An 18,405-nucleotide genomic window follows, 5' to 3' on the forward strand; every position below is an offset into this window, starting at 1 on the left:
GACCTCAAAAGGAAAGCCCCGTCCGATGGGCGGCGGACGGGGCCTTGGGGCTCGTTCGATTAGCTCCGTCATCGTGGCTTGAGGGAGGACCTCCACGACGACGCCCCGAAGGTAGCGCCGCGGGCCCGGCCCCACTGTGGGGATTGTCACAGGCCCGGTGGATTTCCCGCCCGGCCACCCCACGCCGCATACCCCCTCGGTAGTACTATGCCTGAGCCGGTCCCGTTCCAGCGGTAGCCCATGCTAGGCTTTGGCCTCATGCGGCGCCTGTGCCGCGCCCGGCAGCCGGCGCAATGGCCGCGCCGAACAGGTAGGAGGTTTCCCCCAAGATGACCGAACAGCCGATAAAAGAGACCGGCCCGTCCAAAGATGCCCGCGACCGGCGTTGCGCCGTAGTGGCGGCCGGAATCGAGCCCGGCCCTCTTTTGGATGCTTTGCGCCGCGTGCCGCATACCCGCGTTGGGGATATCTGCATCTTTCCGTCCAACGGACGCGGCGAGCCGGATGCCGATTACCTGATTCTGGCGGCCAACGACAGCAGCCGTTTCCACAGCCTGGAGGACCAGGTCGAACGCTGGTCCGGCAAGCGCACCCGGGTCCTGCTGGCGGTGCCGGAATCCAAATGCGCCATGATGGGCGAGCTGCCCTGCCGCGCCGACGGCCTGATCCTGCTGGGCCACGGCCTGAAGTACCTGGAAGCCAGCCTGAAGCTGGCCGAGGACGGCTATTCGATCATGCCTTCGGCCCGCGCCGAAGGAGTCGAGGGGGCCATCTACCTGGACCTGCTGTCACGACTGGGCGATGGCGAGCGCGCCATCCTGCGCCTGCTGGCCGAGGGCGACAGCAATCGCAGCATTGCCGAAACGCTGGGCGAAAGCGAGGCGCGAGTGAAATCCATGGTTCGCGCCATCCTCATCAAGCTGGACTGCCGCAACCGCACCGAAGCCGCGGTGCTCGCCGCCACCGTTCTGCTGCCGCTGCTCGACAGCCTGCCGGAGAATCCGGAGAACATGGAAGACGACGACGAGGAGGTCACCGGCAACGCTTGAGCCATCCCCTTTCCTCCGCGACGCACCGCCGGCCGCCGGCGAATCCCGGCGGCGTGGCAGCAGGGGAGACGGGGGCTAGGCGCCGTGCCTAGCCCATCATCTGCGACAGCACCATCTCCTTGGCCTGCGGGGCGCGGCGCGGTGCCTCGCCTGCCTGGCCGAACGGCAGGCCTGGTGCCAGCCCGTGGTTCAGCGCCCAGATCGCCGCCTGGGTGCGGTTGCCTGCCTTGATCTTGCGCAGGAGGCTCTTCATGTGGACCTTCACCGTCGCCTCGGTGATTTCCAGGCGGTTGGCGATCACCTTGTTGGCGTCGCCGTTGACCAGGCAGCGCAGGATCTCCAGCTCGCGGTCGGACAGGCCGTAGCTCTCGATCCCCTTGCCGTCGACCGGTTGCACGCCGGCCGCGCCGTTGATCAGCGCCACCGCCAGATCCGTTGGCATGACCTTCTGGCCCAGCATCGCCAACTTCAGAGAGTGGATCAGCGCTTCCAGTGAGATGTCCTTTCCCAGAAAGGCCGCCGCACCGGCGTTCAGGCAGGCCGCCAAAGTGCGCGGATCGCGCTCGTCGGTCAGCACGACCACAGGCACCGACGGCAGGGTGTCCCGCAGCTGCTGCAGGTCCAGCACCAGATCGGCGACGTCGCCGCGCAGTTCGACGAGAACCAGTTCGGGGGTGTCACCGTCGTCGGTGTCATCCAGATCGCCGGCGCAACTCGCTTCACCCGTGACATCGAAGGAGCTGCCGCGCAGCAGGCTCTTCAATCCTTCCAGAAACAGCCGGTTCCGGCCGATCAGGAGTGTGTTTGTCTCAGACATGATTTCTTGCTCTCCCTTTCCCCAAAGTCTCCACCAAACCTCTCGCATACCCAGGTCCCCGAACCGGCTTCTGCCCCCTTTTTGGGGAAGCGGGCAAGCGACGCCCGGCGGCCTGTTGTGAAAGAAGATTACGTACGGAACGGGGAGGGTGCTGTGCGGATTACCACAGAAGAGCACGCTTCAATTTTTTGTTGCTGAAGCAACGATTTATACAGCCGGACGGCACCCACGCGGTCCTGCGGGGGCAGACAAGCCCCCCAAAAAGCCTCGTTACAAGCCACAAAAGTAGCACAGATCGTGCCCGAATTCCCACTGGGCTCCGGGTCCCAATTGTTTCAGGAGGGCCGGCACAGCCGTCTGACGGCCGATTCCAGGATCACAAGAACGTGAGGTCGGCGGGCTGACGGGCGTCAGAGCGGTCCGGCGGGAGCCAGCGAGCCCCAGAAGAGCCCGGCGCCGATCAGCAGCAGCAGGCCGGCGCCGAGGAAGGCGAGACCTCGGTAGGCGGCCTCGACCCAGCCGGTCCGCGCCCCGGCGCCGACCAGGGCCAACGCCAGACGCTTGGAATAGAGCGTGAGGACGGCCAGCAGAGAGACCGTTACGGCAGTGCCGAACGACATGGCGAAGGTCGCCGCGATTCCGGCCAGCAGCACCCCCTGGGCGAGGGCGAAGAGCAGCACCAGCACCGCCCCGCTGCACGGGCGGATACCGACCGCCAGCACCAGACCGGCAGCCTTGGAGAACACGCCCCCGCCGCCGGCGCGCAGCGCCGGGTCCGGCGCCGGATTGTGGCCGCAGGCCGCGTCATGGTGATGGTGATGGTGATGGTGATGGTGATGGCCATGGTCGTGGCCATGATGATGGTGGCGGCCCCCGCCGCGCAGCAGTGACAGCAGCATCCAGGCGCCGACCAGGGCGACCAGCGCATAGCTGGCGGATTCCAGAATCGCGGCCGACTCCCTGACCTTCACGCCGGCGACGTCGAGCAGCACGGCAAGCACGCCGACCAGCAGGATCGCTGAAATCCCCTGCACCAGGGAGGCCAGGAAGGCGAGCTGGATACCGCGCCTGACCGCGCGCTCGTTGGCCAGCAGGTAGGCGGAGATCACCGCCTTGCCGTGGCCGGGCCCCACGGCGTGAAAGACGCCGTAGAGCAGCGAGATCGCCATCAGAGACAGTGTGGCGACGCCGCTGCCTGCGTCGTTCACCGCGCGCACGGCGGCGGCCAGCCGGCGGTGCAGGTCTCGCTGGACCTGGTGCACGCGGCCCAGGGTCTGCTGCCACAGGCTGCCGGGCTGCGCGGCCGGAGCGGACCCGCCACCCGGTGGCACGAGAGGTGTCTGTGCCCCCGCCGGCACCGCAAAGGCGAGACCGAAGCACAACAGGACGGCGGCGAAGAGAGGCCGCAGCAGCGGCAGCCCGGCCAGGGATCCGCTCACTGAATGGCCCCGCTCGTGTCGCAGACGATGGCGATGGCGGTGGCGTAGAGCGCGCCGATGCTTTCGCTCTTGGCAGGGTCCAGGAAATCCGCCTCGGAGAGGTTGAGCGTCTCGCCGTCCTGGCCCTCCTGCACCACGGCGCGGCACGCTGGCGGCGGCGATCCAGCGAAGCGCACCGGGTCCTGCAGGGACGGCTCGACCGCGATGTAGAAGGTCGGGTCATAGCTCTTGAATGTCACCTGGGCGCGCCGCGGATCGACCGGGGCCTCCAGCGGAATGACGAACTCCAGGCTGAGGATGCCGTCCTCGAAGCGGGAGGCGTACTCGCTAACCGGGCCGTAGGGCACCTCGACGCCGTCGGCCGTCACATAGGTGAAATAGCGGTACTCCTCCAGCGAGGTGACATTCAGTTCGGCCAGCGGCTGCAGTTCGGCTTCCGACACCGTGCCGTCGCCGTCGGTATCGAGACCCTCGATGGCGAAGAGGCTGTAGAACTCGTCGAAGCGCCAGGAAACCCGCAGCGCCGCCATGCGCTGCTGGTCGTCGAAGATGACCGTATTGCGGGCGTCGATCCAGACATGGGGGTGCGCCCGAACCTCGGCGGGGACGGCGCCTGCCAGGACGGCGGCCGCAAGGACAGCCAGCAACCAGGTCTTCAACGCACGCAAGACTGCCTCCTCGGATGCCGCGGCAAATGCCGCTCGCCCTTTGTGCCGGGCCGACTCGAAAAAAGGGTTAACGCGCGCCAAACCATAGAACCCAGCGCGCCGCAGGGCCAGGGCCCCGCACTGTTTCACCCGCTTTGTTTCAAATGTTTCAGCGAGCGAGGGGCGACCTGCGAACAATTGATACCCAAACCCCGGCGCCGCGACATCAACAAGAAACAGCCGGCGCCTATACCGGCACCCGAAACCGATGGGGGTGCCGCTGGAGGACAATGGCGGGCCACCGTTGGTCTGGGCGAGCGATCAATTGAACCGAGACAACCGAATAACGTGGTGATGTGACATGAGCGATTCCAACGTTTTCGGCTCGCCGATGATCCTGACGGGCACGAGGCCCGCCAGCCCCTTCGGCGCAGCCAGCTATGCAATTTCCAGCGAAACGCCCGTGGCCAAGACCGGCCGGCGGCTGCTGAAGGCGCTGCAGACTCTCTTTGCCGTGAGCGCGCGCGACCGGCGCATTCACCAGACCGTCGAGGCGCTTTCGCAACTCGACGACCGCACCCTGCGTGACATCGGCTTGAACCGCGCGGCCATCATCAGTGCCGCCCAGCAGTCGGCCCGCGACAGCCTGGACGCCGGGCACCGCCGTGCCGGGCGTTATCGCATGTAACCAGTAACCCGCCGGGCCGGCTGCCTTGGGGAAGGCACCGGCCCGGTCGTTCACTCGGGGCGGGGCAAGGGATGGGAGAACCCTCGAAGAGCGCAAAGACGAGTCCGCCGCAAACCACCGGTTTAGCGGCCGGCTCGCGTATCGCGCAGTCCGCTTTTCTCTGGTGCGCCCCTCGGCTAATCTGCATCGCACCTTCGGCAACGACCCTGCCCGTGCGCCCGGCTCCGTCCGTGACGTCGGCCAAGACCGAAGAAACGCAGGGGCGCGCGAAACCGATGCAAACGTTCAAGGGCCACAAGTCCGGAAGCCGAAAAGCCGGGGGTCGGCAGCCCCAGGGCGGTGATTCCGCCCGCGGCAGCGACCCCGATGCTGCCGGCGACGACTTCCTCGCCCTGCTGCAGGCCAGGCTGCCGGCAGTGTTCTACCGCGGCCGGCTGAACGCCGGCTCCCTCACCCTCGACCAGGCCACCGGCCGCCCCGAAGCGCTGACCGGGCTGGACGCCGCCACACTCTGCGCCGGCAGCGATGGCTTTTTCGAGCGGATCCATCCCGACGACCGCACCGCCTACCGCCAGGGCCTGGCCGCAGCCGCAGCGTCAGGCGGGGCGACCCTGGAATACCGCCTGTTGCATCCCGACGGGGCGCATGTCTGGTGCCGCGATGAGATCGTGCTGGCCGGCGAGGCGGTGACGGGCGTGCTGCTGGATATCAGCGCCGAGCGGCACGCCCGGCCGAACGACGAGGAGATCGTGCGCCAGCGCCGCGCCATCATCGAGCAGGCCTCCCACCCGATCTTCCTGTCGGACGGTGACGGCCGCCTGGCCGCCTGCAACCGCGCCGCGCAGGCCCTGTTCGGCATCAGCTGCGAGGCGGTGCGGGGCCAGGACTTCGCAGCAACGCTGCTGCAGGACGACGGCGGGGCGCTCTACCGCGACGTCGTTGCCCAGCTTCTGGCGCGCCCGGAGGAGCAGGCCGCGCCGACGCCGCTGCGCCTCACCGCGCGGCACCGCGACGGCAGAATCCTGCCGGTGGAGGTGATGGCCAGCGTGCTGACCCTGGGCGATGCGCGTGTGGTCGTGACCGAACTGCACGACGTCAGCGAAAGGGTCAACGCCGAGGCGGAACTGAACCGGGTCTGGCGTCTGCTGCGCGACGCAGTCGAGAACATTCCCAACGGTTTCGCCATCTACGGCGAGGACCAGCGGCTGATTCTCTGCAATGCGTCCTATGCGGCGCTCTACGACGCAGGCCCGGATCAGATGGTCGGCACCCTGACCACCGACAACTACATGAGGGGCCGCGCCAAGATGAAGGTCTTCGACGGCCGGCCGGTGGAGCCCGGCGCGGCGGAGGACGACGACAGCCTTTGGCTGCAGAAGGTGATCTCGGCCGAGCAGGAGCCGGTGGAGTTCCAGTTGCACGACGGCACCTGGCTGCAGACCTCGACCCACCCGGTCCACGGCGGCGGGCGGGTCTACGTGCGCACCGACATCACCAAGCTGAAGCGCATCGAGGAATCGCTGCGTGACAGCGAGCTGAAGTTCCGGACCCTGGTCGAGAACAACCCCCTGCCCCTGTGGCTGACAGATACCTACAGCGGCGTGGTGCTGTACCACAGCCCGGCGGCCGCCGAGCTGCTTGGCTACAGCTGGCCGGTCACCGAGCATTACCTGTCCGTCCGCTCCTTCGCTACGCCAGAGGAGCGCGCGGCCTGCACCAACGAGCTGGTTGAAAAGGGTCGCCTGGACGGCCGCGTGACGCGCCTGAAGAAGGCCGACGGCACCGAATTCTGGGGTGCCGTCTCGTCACGCCTGGCCAGGATCGGCGAGCGCACCTACTCGATCGGCACCGTGGTCGACCTGAGCGACCAGATGGCGAAGGAAGCGGAACTGCGCGAGGCGCGCGAGATGCTGCAGGACGCGGTGGAATCGCTGACCGAGGGCTTCGCGCTTTACGACGCCCAGGACCGCCTGGTGATGTGCAACCAGCGCTACCGCGAGTTCAACTTCATGAGCGCCGACATGCTGCAGCCCGGCATGCCGTGGCTCGACTTCATCCGCACTGGTGCCGAGCGCGGCCAGTACGCCGGTACCGACGACCGCGTCGATGCATGGCTCGAGGAGCGCAAGGCGCTGCGCCGCAAGTTCTGCACCGACATGGAGTTCCAGCAGAGCGACGGGCGCTGGTTCCAGTTCTCAAATCAGCCGACGCGACAGGGCGGCATCGTCGTCACGCGCACCGACATCACCAACCGCAAGGAGATGGAGCGGGCGCTGCGCGAGAGCGAGAGCCTGGTGCGCTCGATCCTGGAGGCCTCGCCGGTCCCCGTCGTCATGGTGCGCGCCGAGGACGGCCTGGTCATCTACGAGAGCCCGGCCTCGCGGCGGATCTTCGGCCAGATGCAGCAGTCCGGCGAGCCCTCCTATGTCTCCGACCTCTACGTAAACCCCGAAGATCGCGACCGCTACCTTGCCTTGCTGCGCAAGAAGGGCACTGTCGAGGGCTATGAGGTGCTGCTGCGGCGCGCCGACGGCCAGCCGATCTGGGTATCGCTGACCGCCAGTCTGATCGAGTATCAGGGCGAGGAGATGATCGTCGCCAGCGCCTACGACCTGACCGAGCGCCGCGCCGTCGAGGAACAGATGAATCGCCAGCGCGCGGCGCTCTATCAGAGCGAAAAGCTGAGCGCTCTGGGCTCACTCCTGGCCGGTGTCGCCCACGAGCTGAACAATCCGCTCTCCGTCGTGGTCGGCCACGCCCAACTGCTGAAGGAGACCGCCGCCGACCAGCGCACCATCGAGCGCGCCACCAAGATCGGCAACGCCGCCGACCGCTGTTCGCGCATCGTGAAGTCGTTCCTGGCGATGGCCCGCCAGCGCCCGCCGGAGCGCCGCGCTGTCGATCTGCGCGACATCGTGCAGGCGACCCTCGACGTCACGGCCTATTCCCTGCGCACCGCCAACATCGAGACCCGGCTGGAGATGGACCCGGCGGTGCCGCCCGTCTGGGGCGATTCCGACCAGCTGAACCAGGTCGTCACCAACATCATCGTCAACGCCCAGCAGGCGATGATGGATGTATCCGGTACGCGCGTGCTGACCGTTCGCGACGCCTTCGACGCGGCAAAGGGCCAGGTAGCGCTGACTATCGCCGACAGCGGCCCCGGCATCCCGGACGAGATTCAGAGCCGCATCTTCGAGCCCTTCTTCACCACCAAGGACATCGGCGAGGGCACCGGCGTCGGCCTGGCAGTCAGCCACCGCATCGTCGAGGCCCACGACGGGCGCATCGAGGTCGACAGCACGCTGGGCAAGGGAACGGTCTTCACCGTCACCCTGCCTGTCAGTACGGCCCTCAGCGAGGCGGCCCCGGCGGCGCGCCCACAGGGAGCCTGCGGTCCGGCGGCGGCCATCCTCATCATCGACGATGAACCGGACGTGGCGCAGATGCTGAGCGACATCCTGACTGCCCAGGGCCACCGCGTGGTCACCGCCGCCTCCGGCCAGAAGGCACTGCGGCTGATGGAAGGCCAGAGCTTCGACGTGATCCTCAGCGACGTACGGATGCCGGAGCTGGACGGCCCCAGCCTCTACGCCACTCTGGAGCGCACCCGGCCCGCGATGCTGAGGCGCACCGCTTTCGTCTCCGGCGACACCTTGAGCCCTTCCGCCCGGGTCTTCCTGCAGCGCGTGAAGCGCCCTTTCATCGAGAAACCTTTTACCCTGGAGGAAGTGCGCAATCTGGTTGCGCGCATCCTCGACGAGGCCCGCCCGCAGCCGCCGGGCGGCCATGACGGCTAGCGGCGCATCATCATGGAAAGCGTAGTAAAGGAACAATCGGGTATGCAGGGTCAAAAGCACATTGTCGTGGTCGACGACGAGCCGGGCATCCGTGAGACCATTCAGGAATACCTGGAGCTGCACGACTACCGCGTGACTGCCGTCGGCGGCGGCGAGGCACTGCGCGAGACGGTCGGCAGCCATGATGTCGACCTGGTGCTGCTCGACATCCGCATGCCCGGCGAAGACGGCCTCTCGCTCGCCCGCTTTCTGCGTGCGGAAAAGGAGGTCGGCATCATCATGTTGACGGCGGCCGGTGAGGTGGTCGACCGCATCGTCGGCCTGGAGATGGGCGCCGACGACTATCTCGCCAAGCCGGTCGATCTGCGTGAGCTGCTGGCCCGGATCAAGGCGGTGCTGCGGCGCACCGAGCGCCGGGCGATGGGCGATAGCGAGGTTCCGCTGGACGACAGCGCGCGGCTTGCCCGCTTCGGCCGCTTCACCCTCAACCTCGATTCCCACAAGCTGTTCGACGCCACGGGTGGCGAGATCCCGCTGACCGGTATGGAGTTCGACCTGCTGAAAGCCTTCGCCGACAATCCCAACCGGGTGCTGACCCGCGACCAGCTGCTGAACCTCGCGCACAACCGCGACTGGGAGCCCTTCGACCGCAGCATCGACATCCGCATCGCCCGCATCCGCCGCAAGATCGAGAGCGACCCCGCCAAGCCGCAGGTCATCAAGACCGTACGCGGCGCCGGCTACATCTATTCCACCGCGAAGGCTTAGCGACTCTGCTGTCGCCACGCCCCCTGCCGGCGTCCAGGGCTCAAGTCCCGGGAACGCCGTCCCATCCTCTCAAAGAAACTGACCCAGAAGCGTGACTGCCGCGTCACATTAGAGTCATCGCCGCAGGTTTAGACTCTTCCGCGTTGAACAAAGAATCCTCCGCGCGACACGGCGGCCGGCGGCAAACCGCCCCGCCGGCGCGGAATGCCCGGTGGGTGTTCATCCGCAGGGGTGTTCGGCGACGTCCGTCCGCGATGCAGGACGCAGCCCGGAACAGCTCAAGTCGTCTAGACAACCGGATGTCGTTGTCGCAGCCCTGGGTGGAGGCCCGGGAAGTCGGCCAAAAAAAACAACGGCCAGCAGGTGGAGAGCGATCATGTTGCAGATTCAAAACCTGACCAAGACCTTCGGCACCGTGCGTGCCGTGAGCCAGGTGAGCCTGGACATCCCCGAGGGCCAGATGGTCGGCATCATCGGGCGCTCAGGCGCCGGAAAATCGACGCTGCTGCGCCTCGTCAACCGCCTTATCGAACCGAGCCAGGGCAGCATCCACTTCAACGGCAAGGTAGTCACTCGCCTGAAGGGGCGCGAGTTGCTGGCCTGGCGCGCCGACTGCGCCATGATCTTCCAGCAGTTCAACCTGGTGAATCGCCTGGACGTGCTGACCAACGTGCTGATCGGCCGCATCAACCGGCACGGGCCGCTCTCTTCCCTCGCCAAGCGCTTTAGCCCCGCGGAACGCGCGCTGGCGATTGCCGCGCTCGACCGCCTCGACCTCGCCGACCAGGCGCTGCAGCGTGCCGATACCCTCTCGGGCGGCCAGCAGCAGCGTGTCGCCATCGCCCGCGCCATCCTGCAGGATCCCAAGGTGATCCTCGCCGACGAGCCCATCGCCTCGCTCGATCCGCGCAACGCCGCCAAGGTGATGGACGCCCTGGCCGCCATCAATCGCGAGGAAGGTCTCACCGTGCTGTGCAACCTGCACACCCTGGATACCGCGCGCCACTATTGTGACCGCATCATCGGCATGGCCGCCGGCGAGGTGGTCTTCGACGGCACTCCGGAGCGCCTGACCAAGGCGGCGGTGCAGCACCTCTACGGCGCCGCCGATTCCCAGGAAGAATGTGGAGAGGAGATTGCCGAAGCGATCACCTCGACCAGCCTGCCGGCCTTCGAGGAGGGGCGGCGCCGCGCCGCGGCGCAGATGGCCCTTACCGCCTGAGTTCCCACCCGGCGCCCGGGGGACCCGCCATGGCGCCAGCATCCACCCAGAAGGGAGTAGTCAGATGCACCGCAGAGCTTTTCTTGGCACGGCGCTGACCGCCGCCGTCTTTGTCACCGCCTTGCATGGCCCAGCCGCGGCCGAGGACTGGAAGTCGAAGGTCGATACGATCCGCTTCGGCATCCTCTCCAGCGAGAACGAGAAGGACCACACTCAGCGCTACAGCGCCTTCAAGGACTATCTCGAAAAGAACCTGGGCGTCGAGATCGAGACTTATACCGCCTCTTCCTACGACGGCGTCATCCAGGCGCTGGCCGCCGACCAGATCGAGTTCGCCTTCCTAGGCTCCTCGGCTTATGCCGCGGCTTGGACCGAAACCGACGGCGGCGTCGAGCCGTTAGTCTCGCGGCTGCAGGACGACGGCAGCACCGGCTACTACTCCGTGGTCGCCGTGCGCTGCGACAGCCCTTACAAGTCGGTCGACGACCTGCAGGGCAAGACCCTCGCCTTTGCCGACCCGGATTCGACCTCCGGCTACGCTGTTCCCTACTTCAACCTGCTGAAGCAGGGCTATAATCCGGAGACCTACTTCGGCGCCACCCCTTTCTCCGGAAGCCACGAGACCGGCGTGCTGGGCGTCGTCAACGGCCAGTTCGATGCCGCCGCCACCTACATCACCAACGACATAGCGGGCATACCGCAGCGCATGGTGGAGAAGGGCATGATCAAGGCGGGCGAGGTCTGCTGGATCTGGACCTCGCCGGAGATCACCTCCGGCCCACTGACCGCGCGCAAGAATCTGCCCGACGACCTGAAGCGCACGATGCAGAAGCTCGTCATGGAGGTGCCGCAGAAGGATCCCGAGGCTTTCGCCCAGATGACCGGCAATCCCAAGCAGGTCGGCTGGATCGAGGTCGATCACGATCGCTACGCCTGGATCGTCGAGATGCGCGAGGAGATCCGCAAGATCCGCCGCAACCGCGGCAGCTGATCGGCGGCGCGCGGTGAGGGCCGGCGCCAGGCAGGCGCCGGCCTTCGCTCTTCTCCTCCCCAGATTCCCGGAGCTGTACGCGTGTCCGAAAGCTTCGCAGGCGTTCCCCTTCTCTCGACTCCCGGCGATGCCGCGCCCACCGGTGCAAATGCGGCGGTAACGCGCTTCCATGCCCGCTATGCGGCAATGGCCAAGCGCAAGCGGCGCAACGATATTTGCTTCGCCCTCGGCTTCGCCGCCTGCCTCGCCGCCAGTATGGTGATCGGCGACTTCGACCCGGTGAAGATCTGGAACGGCCTGCCGCGCCTGCACGAGTTCATCGTGAAGATCCTCCCGGTGCTGCGCTGGGACAGCCTGGGTGCCGATTTCGCCGAATGGTTCCTGCCGGCGAAACTGTGGCTGAAGCTGCTGATCGAGACGGTGCTAATCGCCTTCCTCGCCACCGTCTTCGGTGTCTGCGGCGCCTTCGCCTTGAGCTTCCCCGCCTCACGCAACCTGGTGCGCAACCGGTCGATCCTCTTCCTGAGCCGACGCGCGCTGGAGATCGCCCGCACGGTGCCGGATCTGGTCTACGCGCTCATCTTCGTGTTCTGCTTCGGCATCGGCCCGCTCGCCGGCGTGCTGGCGATCGCCGTGCACACCATGGGCGCTCTCGGCAAGCTCTACTCCGAGGTCAACGAGAACATCGACATGAAGCCCGTCGAGGGGCTCACCGCGGCCGGCGCCAACTGGCTGCAGCGGATACGCTACGCCGTGGTGCCGCAGGTGCTGCCCAACTTCGTGAGCTATACCCTGCTGCGCTTCGAGATCAACGTGCGCTCCTCCTCCATCATCGGCTTCGTCGGCGCCGGCGGCCTGGGCCAGGAGATCCGCACCGCCATCTCGTTCCAGTACTACACAGACATCTCGGCACTGTTCCTCATCATCCTGGCGACCGTCGCCGTCATCGACCTGGTCTGCGAGCGCATTCGCCACCACTTCATCGGACACGAGAAACTGGCATGAGACAGCCAAGCGACCTCAGCGCGGCGGAGATCGCCGCCGCCCGCGCCCGCCTGCCCCAGGCTTTCTCCGCCGGCCCGCGCGAGAGCCTTCTGAAAGCGGGCGCCTGGCTCCTCTTCGCCGCCCTGGTGCTCTACGCCCTCATCGAGTTCAACTTTTCCCCCACACGGCTCTGGGAGGGCCTCGGCAAACTGGGCTTCGTGCTCGGCTTCATGCTGCCGCCCTACGTCTGGCCCAGTTGGGAGCTGTTCATGGAGCCGGTAGCCGCCATCGGCGAGACACTCGCCATGGCCTTCCTCGGCACCCTCCTAGCCGCCCTGGCCGCGCTGCCACTGTCGTTCCTCGGCGCCAAGAACATCCTGCGCGTGGAATGGATGCGCTTCGGCGTCCGCCGCGGCTTCGACACCCTGCGCGCCTTCGAGCAGCTGGTGCTCGCCCTCATCTTCATCCGCGCCTTCGGCCTCGGACCACTGGCCGGCATCTTCGCCATCGCGATCTCGGATATCGGCGTGCTCTCGAAGCTGTTCTCTGAGGCCATCGAGAACATCGACCAGAAACAGGTGGAGGGTGTCAGGGCAAGTGGCGGCGGCCCGCTGCAGGTGATCCGCCTCGCCATCCTGCCCCAGGTACTGCCGGTGATGCTGTCGAACGTTCTTTATCAGCTTGAATCCAACACCCGCAGCGCCACCATCCTGGGCATAGTCGGTGCCGGCGGCATCGGTCAGCTGCTCTACGACCGCATCGGCGCCAACAACTGGGACGAGGTCATGTCCATCGTGCTGCTGATTCTGGTGACGGTCTACGCCATCGACAGCCTTTCCGGCTGGCTGCGCGGCCGCATCATCGGCAAGAACGAATACCGTCCGTGAGAGGATATCGACCATAAGCGAAGCCACAGTGCTGCCGGTTGCCACAGCCAAGAAGATACTGGGCGAGACGCCGCTGATCCACGAGAGCGCCGCCGTCATCGACTGCGACCTCGGCGTCTACACCGAGGTCGGCGCGCGCACCCAGATGAGCCACAGCCGCTTCGGCGACTACAGCTACATCACCTGGGACTGCCACGTGACCGGCAGCGACATCGGCAAGTTCTGCTCCATCGCCGCCCAGGTGCGCATCAACCCGGGCAACCACCCGGTCTGGCGTGCCAGCCAGCACCACTTTTCCTACCGCAGCCGCCAATACGGCCTGGGCGAAGAAGACGATCCGGAGGTCTTCGGCTGGCGCCAGGCCAACGCCGTGAAGCTGGGGCATGACATCTGGCTCGGCCACGGCGTTACCGTGCTGGCCGGCGTCACCATCGGCAGCGGCGCCGCGGTCGGCGCCGGCGCGGTGGTGTCCAAGGACGTAGCGCCCTACGACATCGTCGCCGGCGTGCCGGCGCGGCCGATCAAGCAGCGATTTCCGCCAAGGATCGCCGAGCGCCTGCAGGCACTCGCCTGGTGGGACTGGCCCCACGCGAGACTGCGCGACGCCCTGCCCGACTTCCGCACCCTGGAAATAGAATCCTTCCTCGAGAAGCACGGCGGCTGACGACCCTTTCCTCTCCCCTCCGTGGGAGAGGGATGCGCAGCCTTGGCGAGCGTGAGCGAGCTTAGGCGAAGCTGGGTGAGGGGAATGCGGCCACCCGCCTACTGGATCCCCAGGATCTCCTTGGCCTGGGCCAGGGCGTCGACCGAGGCCTGGTGCTGGCCGGTCTGGTGCAGGCGTTCGCCTTCCTCGCGCAGTTGCATGACCTCGGCCTTCTGTGCATCGCTGAGGCTGGCAGTCTCAAGGGCGGCGTCGATCTTGACCATGTCCATCGGGCACTGGAAGGCCAAGGCCGGCCCCGCCAGGGTGAAGGCAAGGGCCGCGGCGGCCAGAAGCGCTTTCATCTCGAAACCTCCTCAAAATGGGTTGCGGGTCGAGCAGAGCGGCGGCCCCAGTGAAACGCGGCGGACGGGTGACGGGCCAGGGCGAAGTGCCGGCGCGGGGCTGGAAAGCGATCACATCCCCGTGAGCATGGCCCGTGAGCCCGCCTAGGTGTCACCCATTGCGGCGTTCAGCCAGACGACTCTGGCGCGCGCCTCGCGCAGCGCCGCATCCTCGCTGTCGAAAACCCGGTCGCTGAAGAAGCCGACGGCGAACCAGCCCCGCGCGTCCTCAGCGTCGCGGCGGTATTCCTCGAAACCAAAGGTCCCGTCCGGCCGCCGGAAGACATCGACGCAGCGGCTTTCGCCCGATGCATAAGAACTGGGCGCGTTGATCGAGCGCAGTACCTTGTTCTTACCCGACACGGGCCGGCGCCAGCTCCAGCGTCATGAAGGCGCTGAAGGGGTCGAGCCTGTAGTCGGCAAAGGGTTCGCAAGACGTGAAGCCGAAGCCGGCATAGAGCCCGCGCGCGGGGGCGAAATCCTCCGTCGAGCCGGTCTCCAGGCTGAGCCGCCGGTAGCCGCGGGCCCGCGCCTCGGCCAGGATGTGCGCCACCAAACGCCGCGCCACGCCCTTGCCCCGCGCCGCCGCGGCCGTGTGCATGGACTTTATCTCGCCGTGGGCAGGATCGAGCTCCTTCAGCGCGCCGCAGCCGAGCAGGACCGCTCCGTCCCAGACGGTCCAGAAGGTGACCTCCGGTGCCCGCAAGGCCTCCAGGTCCAGCGCATGCACGCTCTCCGGCGGCGAGATCGACCGCATGAGATCGAGGTGGGCTTCCAATAGGGCCGCAATCTCGGGCCCGCTGAGGTCGTCTTGACGGATGAGCATGGATGGCAGTGCCGTATCAGTCGGTGTTCTGCCGCCGAATTTGCCTCAGCCCGTGGGCACCGGGCAAGCCGGCAACGTTGCCCCCACCTCTCAAACCGTCACCCTCGGGCTTGACCCGAGGGTCCATACGCCGGCTTGGCCGCCCCGCCCAACAATGGATGCTCGGGTCAAGCCCGACCATGACAATGAGGATAAACCCTAAGCCACCCGCTTGCCCGCGGCATAGACTGTCCTCACCACCGGATGCGCATCGACCTTGCGCACGCGAATGAAGTCGGCGCGCTTGCCGATTGCGATCTCCCCGCGGTCGTCGAGGCCGGCGGCCCTCGCGGCGTTGAGGCTGGCGATCTTCACCGCTTCGGGCAGGGTCATGCCAACGTCGGGTTCGGTGAGACGCAACGTCGCCGCCAGCATGGAGATCGGCACGTAGTCGGAGGCCAGCACATCCAGCAGGCCCGCCTTGGCGAGTTCCAATGCCGAGAGATTGCCGGACTGCGAACCGCCCTTCACCACATTGGGTGCGCCCATGATGGTCAGCATCCCGCGCTCGCGCGCCGCTTCGGCGGCCAGCAGGGTGGTCGGGAACTCGGACATCGTCATGCCGAGGCGCGCGGCCTCTTCGACGTGCTCCAGGGTCTCGTCGTCGTGGGCGGCGACGGGGATGCCGCGCTCCTTCGCCATGCGGCAGACCGCCTCGCGGTACGTCGGCGCGAAGGTGCGCGAGGCCTCGGCGTCGCGCCGGAAGCGCTCCTCCACCTGGTCCTCCGGCACATGGAAGAGCTTCGTGAGCACTTCCTTGTACTTTTCGGCGTCGGGGAACTGGCGCTGGCCGACGGTGTGCTCCATGACCGAAACCAGCTGCAGCAGCGGATGGTCCATGTGCGGGGCGATCTGGTCCAGCAGGGTCGGGTCCGTCACCTCGCAGCGCAGGTGCAGCAGGTGCTGGCTGCGGAACAGACCGAGCGCCTCGCCCTTCTCCACCGCCGCCATGATGGCACCCAGCAGGTCGCGGCGCGTCTGGTCGGCGTCGCGCAGGCCCACCACCAGGGAATCGAAGACCGTGGTAATGCCTGACGCCGCCACCTGGGCGTCGTGGGCGATGGCCGCCTGCAGCGGGTCCCAGTGCACGCCGGGGCGCGGCACCGCGTGGCGCTCGCAGTGGTCGGTATGGAGGTCGACAAGGCCGGGCAGCAGCAGTTCGCCGGCGCAGTCGATGGCGCCGGCCGGCACCTTGCCGCCCTCCTCCACCGCGACGATGACACCATCGACCGCCGTCACACTGCCACGGAAGCTGGCGTCCGCGGTCACCACCTGGGCGTTGGCAAGGCGCAGCGGAATTCCCGCTTCAGCGGCCGCCTGTCGATCGAGAAGGTCTTCCTGCAACATCACATCACCCGTTTCGCGTCACGCCAGACTGTCTTCAAGAAGGGTTGCCCCTCGATCGCCGAGACCCTCAGCAGATCGGCTTTGAGCCCTGGGGCGATGCGCCCGCGGTCGCCGAGACCGGCCGTATCGGCGGGATTGGCGCTCACCGTCGCCACCGCTTGCGGCAGCGCGATGCCGTGTTCGGCCTCCGTCAGGCGGAACGCCGCCTGCAGCAAGCTCGCCGGCACGTAGTCGGAGGCCAGATTGTCGAGCAATCCTTCGGCGGCAAGTTCCGCCGCGGAGACATTACCCGAGTGGGAGCCGCCGCGCATTAGGTTCGGCGCCCCCATGATGATTTTCATGCCATTGTCACGCGCCGCCCTGGCCGCTGCCAGGGTGGTTGGGAATTCGGTCACCGTGATCCCCAGCGCCGCCGCGTCGGCGATGTGCTGCGGCGTCTCGTCATCGTGGCTGGCGATGGCGAGGCCGCGCGCCTTGCCGCGCTCGGCCAATTCCATCCGATTCTTCGGCACCAGGTATTCCTGCGTCCCCAGCAGGCGCTCGATATGCGCATCGGCTTCCGCCTCGCTCAAGCTCATGTTCTTCATGGTGCGCGCGCGAAAGTGCGTGATGTCGGGATACTGCCGGTGGCCCGGCGCGTGGTCCATCAGAGACATCATGCCGACAGCGGCGTGGTCGGCCACCGCGTCGAAGAGGTCCACCACGCTTTCGTCGGTCACCTCGCAGCGCAGATGGACGATGTGGTCGACGCGCAGCACATCCTTGGCAACGGCGTCGCGTACCGCGTCGATCATGGGGCGGTAGAACTCGCGCCGCTCCGGGTGCTTGATGCTGACGCCGACGCAAACGCAGTCGAAGGTGGTGGTGATGCCGCCCGCGGCCATCTGGGCATCGTGCGCCATGACGGCGGCAAGCATGTTCCAGCGCACGCGGGGGCGGGGAATAACATGCTTTTCGAAGTGGTCGGTGTGCAGGTCGATGAGGCCGGGCAGCAGGTAGTCACCCTCCATGTCCTCGGCCCCCGGCACCGCCGTGCCACCGGTGGCGATTTCGGCAATGCGGCCGTCGCGCAAATGCAGCGTTCCTTCGATGACCTCGTCGGCCAGCACGATGCGCGCATTGGAGAGAACGGTATCGGCCATCACGCGGCTGCCCTTTGCTTGGAGAGATCGAAAATGTGATCGGCCACAGCCTCGCGCACCTCGTCGTCGTGGAAAATGCCGACGACGGCGGCGCCCCGCGCCTTGGCTTCCTTGATGAGGTCGACCACCACAGCCCGGTTGCCGGCATCCAGCGAGGCGGTGGGCTCGTCGAGCAGCAGGATGGGATAGTCGACCGCGAAGCCGCGCGCGATGTTCACGCGCTGCTGCTCGCCGCCGGAGAAGGTCGCCGGTGCCAGGTCCCACATGGCCGCGGGGATGTTCAGCCGCGACAGCAGGTTCTCCGCCTTGGCGCGCGCCTCCTCCAACGGTACGCCGAGCGCGTGCAGCGGCTCGGCGACGATGTCGCGCGACGGCACGCGCGGGATGACACGCAGGAACTGGCTGACGTAACCCACCGTCCTGCGGCGCACTTCCAAAACCCGGTGCGGCGCGGCGCCGGCCATGTCGACCCACTCGTCCTCATGCCTCACCCAGACGTGGCCGCTGCCCGGCTTGTAGTTGGCATAAAGCGACCGCAGCAGGGTCGATTTGCCGGTCCCCGAGGGACCGTAGAGGGCGACGCAGGCGCCGGGCGCCACCTCCAGGCTGAGGTTGGCGAAGACCGGCAGCCGCGCACCGCCCTGCACGTGCAGCACAAAGGTCTTGGAGAGGTTCTCGACCCGGATCGCCGGAGTCTCTTTTTGCTGCGCCATGC

The 18,405-nt window shown here is 67.0% G+C and carries 18 protein-coding genes; 9 read left to right on the forward strand and 9 right to left on the reverse strand.

Annotated elements, in window-relative coordinates:
* Positions 1-329 precede the first annotated feature (329 nt).
* The gene (locus tag WDC82_RS20810) at positions 330-1,049 is read left to right on the forward strand and encodes a LuxR C-terminal-related transcriptional regulator (RefSeq protein WP_340119325.1); all 720 of its coding nucleotides are present in this window, start codon (positions 330-332) and stop codon (positions 1,047-1,049) included.
* 88 nt (positions 1,050-1,137) lie between these two features.
* Here WDC82_RS20810 and WDC82_RS20815 read toward each other — a convergent pair whose 3' ends face one another.
* The 3 genes from WDC82_RS20815 to WDC82_RS20825 all read right to left on the reverse strand — a co-directional run bounded on the left by WDC82_RS20815 (position 1,138) and on the right by WDC82_RS20825 (position 3,973).
* Positions 1,138-1,866, reverse strand: coding sequence for a response regulator transcription factor (locus WDC82_RS20815; protein WP_340119326.1), 729 nt, complete (start codon positions 1,864-1,866; stop codon positions 1,138-1,140).
* A gap of 410 nt (positions 1,867-2,276) precedes the next feature.
* The gene (locus WDC82_RS20820) at positions 2,277-3,305 is read right to left on the reverse strand and encodes a nickel/cobalt transporter (RefSeq protein WP_340119327.1); all 1,029 of its coding nucleotides are present in this window, start codon (positions 3,303-3,305) and stop codon (positions 2,277-2,279) included.
* On the reverse strand, positions 3,302-3,973 hold the full coding sequence (locus WDC82_RS20825; protein WP_340119328.1) for a DUF1007 family protein: 672 nt from the start codon (positions 3,971-3,973) through the stop codon (positions 3,302-3,304). Before WDC82_RS20825 ends, WDC82_RS20820 begins: the two co-directional genes overlap by 4 nt.
* A 340-nt stretch (positions 3,974-4,313) precedes the next feature.
* On the opposite strand from WDC82_RS20825, the gene WDC82_RS20830 reads away from it, so the two are divergent.
* The 8 genes from WDC82_RS20830 (at position 4,314) to WDC82_RS20865 (ending at position 13,956) form a co-directional block, all read left to right on the forward strand.
* On the forward strand, positions 4,314-4,640 hold the full coding sequence (locus WDC82_RS20830) for a DUF1127 domain-containing protein (protein WP_340119329.1): 327 nt from the start codon (positions 4,314-4,316) through the stop codon (positions 4,638-4,640).
* Between the two features lie 275 nt (positions 4,641-4,915).
* On the forward strand, positions 4,916-8,440 hold the full coding sequence (locus WDC82_RS20835) for a PAS domain S-box protein (RefSeq protein ID WP_340119330.1): 3,525 nt from the start codon (positions 4,916-4,918) through the stop codon (positions 8,438-8,440).
* A gap of 42 nt (positions 8,441-8,482) precedes the next feature.
* Complete coding sequence (locus WDC82_RS20840; protein WP_340119331.1) at positions 8,483-9,208, forward strand: response regulator; 726 nt, start codon at positions 8,483-8,485, stop codon at positions 9,206-9,208.
* A 376-nt stretch (positions 9,209-9,584) separates the two neighbouring features.
* Positions 9,585-10,430, forward strand: coding sequence for a phosphonate ABC transporter ATP-binding protein (phnC, locus tag WDC82_RS20845; protein ID WP_340119332.1), 846 nt, complete (start codon positions 9,585-9,587; stop codon positions 10,428-10,430).
* Positions 10,431-10,494: 64 nt separating this feature from the next.
* Positions 10,495-11,421 carry a phosphonate ABC transporter substrate-binding protein gene (gene phnD, locus WDC82_RS20850; protein WP_340119333.1) on the forward strand — a complete coding sequence of 309 codons (927 nt, stop codon included), beginning with the start codon at positions 10,495-10,497 and terminating at the stop codon, positions 11,419-11,421.
* A gap of 81 nt (positions 11,422-11,502) precedes the next feature.
* Positions 11,503-12,426, forward strand: a complete 924-nt coding sequence (phnE, locus tag WDC82_RS20855; RefSeq protein WP_340119334.1) for a phosphonate ABC transporter, permease protein PhnE — start codon at positions 11,503-11,505, stop codon at positions 12,424-12,426.
* Positions 12,423-13,292, forward strand: coding sequence for a phosphonate ABC transporter, permease protein PhnE (phnE, locus tag WDC82_RS20860; protein ID WP_340119335.1), 870 nt, complete (start codon positions 12,423-12,425; stop codon positions 13,290-13,292). Before phnE (WDC82_RS20855) ends, phnE (WDC82_RS20860) begins: the two co-directional genes overlap by 4 nt.
* Before the next feature lie 28 nt (positions 13,293-13,320).
* On the forward strand, positions 13,321-13,956 hold the full coding sequence (locus WDC82_RS20865; RefSeq protein WP_340119336.1) for a chloramphenicol acetyltransferase: 636 nt from the start codon (positions 13,321-13,323) through the stop codon (positions 13,954-13,956).
* A 98-nt stretch (positions 13,957-14,054) separates the two neighbouring features.
* On the opposite strand, the gene WDC82_RS20870 is transcribed toward WDC82_RS20865, so the two are convergent.
* The 6 genes from WDC82_RS20870 to phnL all read right to left on the reverse strand — a co-directional run bounded on the left by WDC82_RS20870 (position 14,055) and on the right by phnL (position 18,403).
* Complete coding sequence (locus tag WDC82_RS20870; protein ID WP_340119337.1) at positions 14,055-14,297, reverse strand: hypothetical protein; 243 nt, start codon at positions 14,295-14,297, stop codon at positions 14,055-14,057.
* 144 nt (positions 14,298-14,441) lie between these two features.
* Entirely contained in the window at positions 14,442-14,699 is a 258-nt protein-coding gene (locus tag WDC82_RS20875; RefSeq protein ID WP_340119338.1) for a hypothetical protein, read from the reverse strand.
* Positions 14,689-15,162: a GNAT family N-acetyltransferase gene (locus tag WDC82_RS20880; RefSeq protein WP_340119339.1), complete on the reverse strand. Its 474-nt coding sequence runs from the start codon at positions 15,160-15,162 to the stop codon at positions 14,689-14,691. The genes WDC82_RS20875 and WDC82_RS20880 overlap by 11 nt, the downstream gene beginning before the upstream one ends.
* A gap of 198 nt (positions 15,163-15,360) precedes the next feature.
* Positions 15,361-16,548 carry an alpha-D-ribose 1-methylphosphonate 5-triphosphate diphosphatase gene (locus tag WDC82_RS20885; protein WP_340119340.1) on the reverse strand — a complete coding sequence of 396 codons (1,188 nt, stop codon included), beginning with the start codon at positions 16,546-16,548 and terminating at the stop codon, positions 15,361-15,363.
* Positions 16,548-17,690, reverse strand: coding sequence for an alpha-D-ribose 1-methylphosphonate 5-triphosphate diphosphatase (locus tag WDC82_RS20890; RefSeq protein ID WP_340119341.1), 1,143 nt, complete (start codon positions 17,688-17,690; stop codon positions 16,548-16,550). Before WDC82_RS20890 ends, WDC82_RS20885 begins: the two co-directional genes overlap by 1 nt.
* A complete protein-coding gene (gene phnL, locus WDC82_RS20895) occupies positions 17,690-18,403 on the reverse strand; it encodes a phosphonate C-P lyase system protein PhnL (protein WP_340119342.1) in 714 nt (237 codons plus the stop codon). The genes WDC82_RS20890 and phnL overlap by 1 nt, the downstream gene beginning before the upstream one ends.
* Positions 18,404-18,405 lie beyond the last annotated feature (2 nt).

It is taken from the genome of Pelagibius sp. 7325, from assembly GCF_037652055.1.
In the GTDB taxonomy this organism is placed as follows: domain Bacteria; phylum Pseudomonadota; class Alphaproteobacteria; order Kiloniellales; family Kiloniellaceae; genus Pelagibius.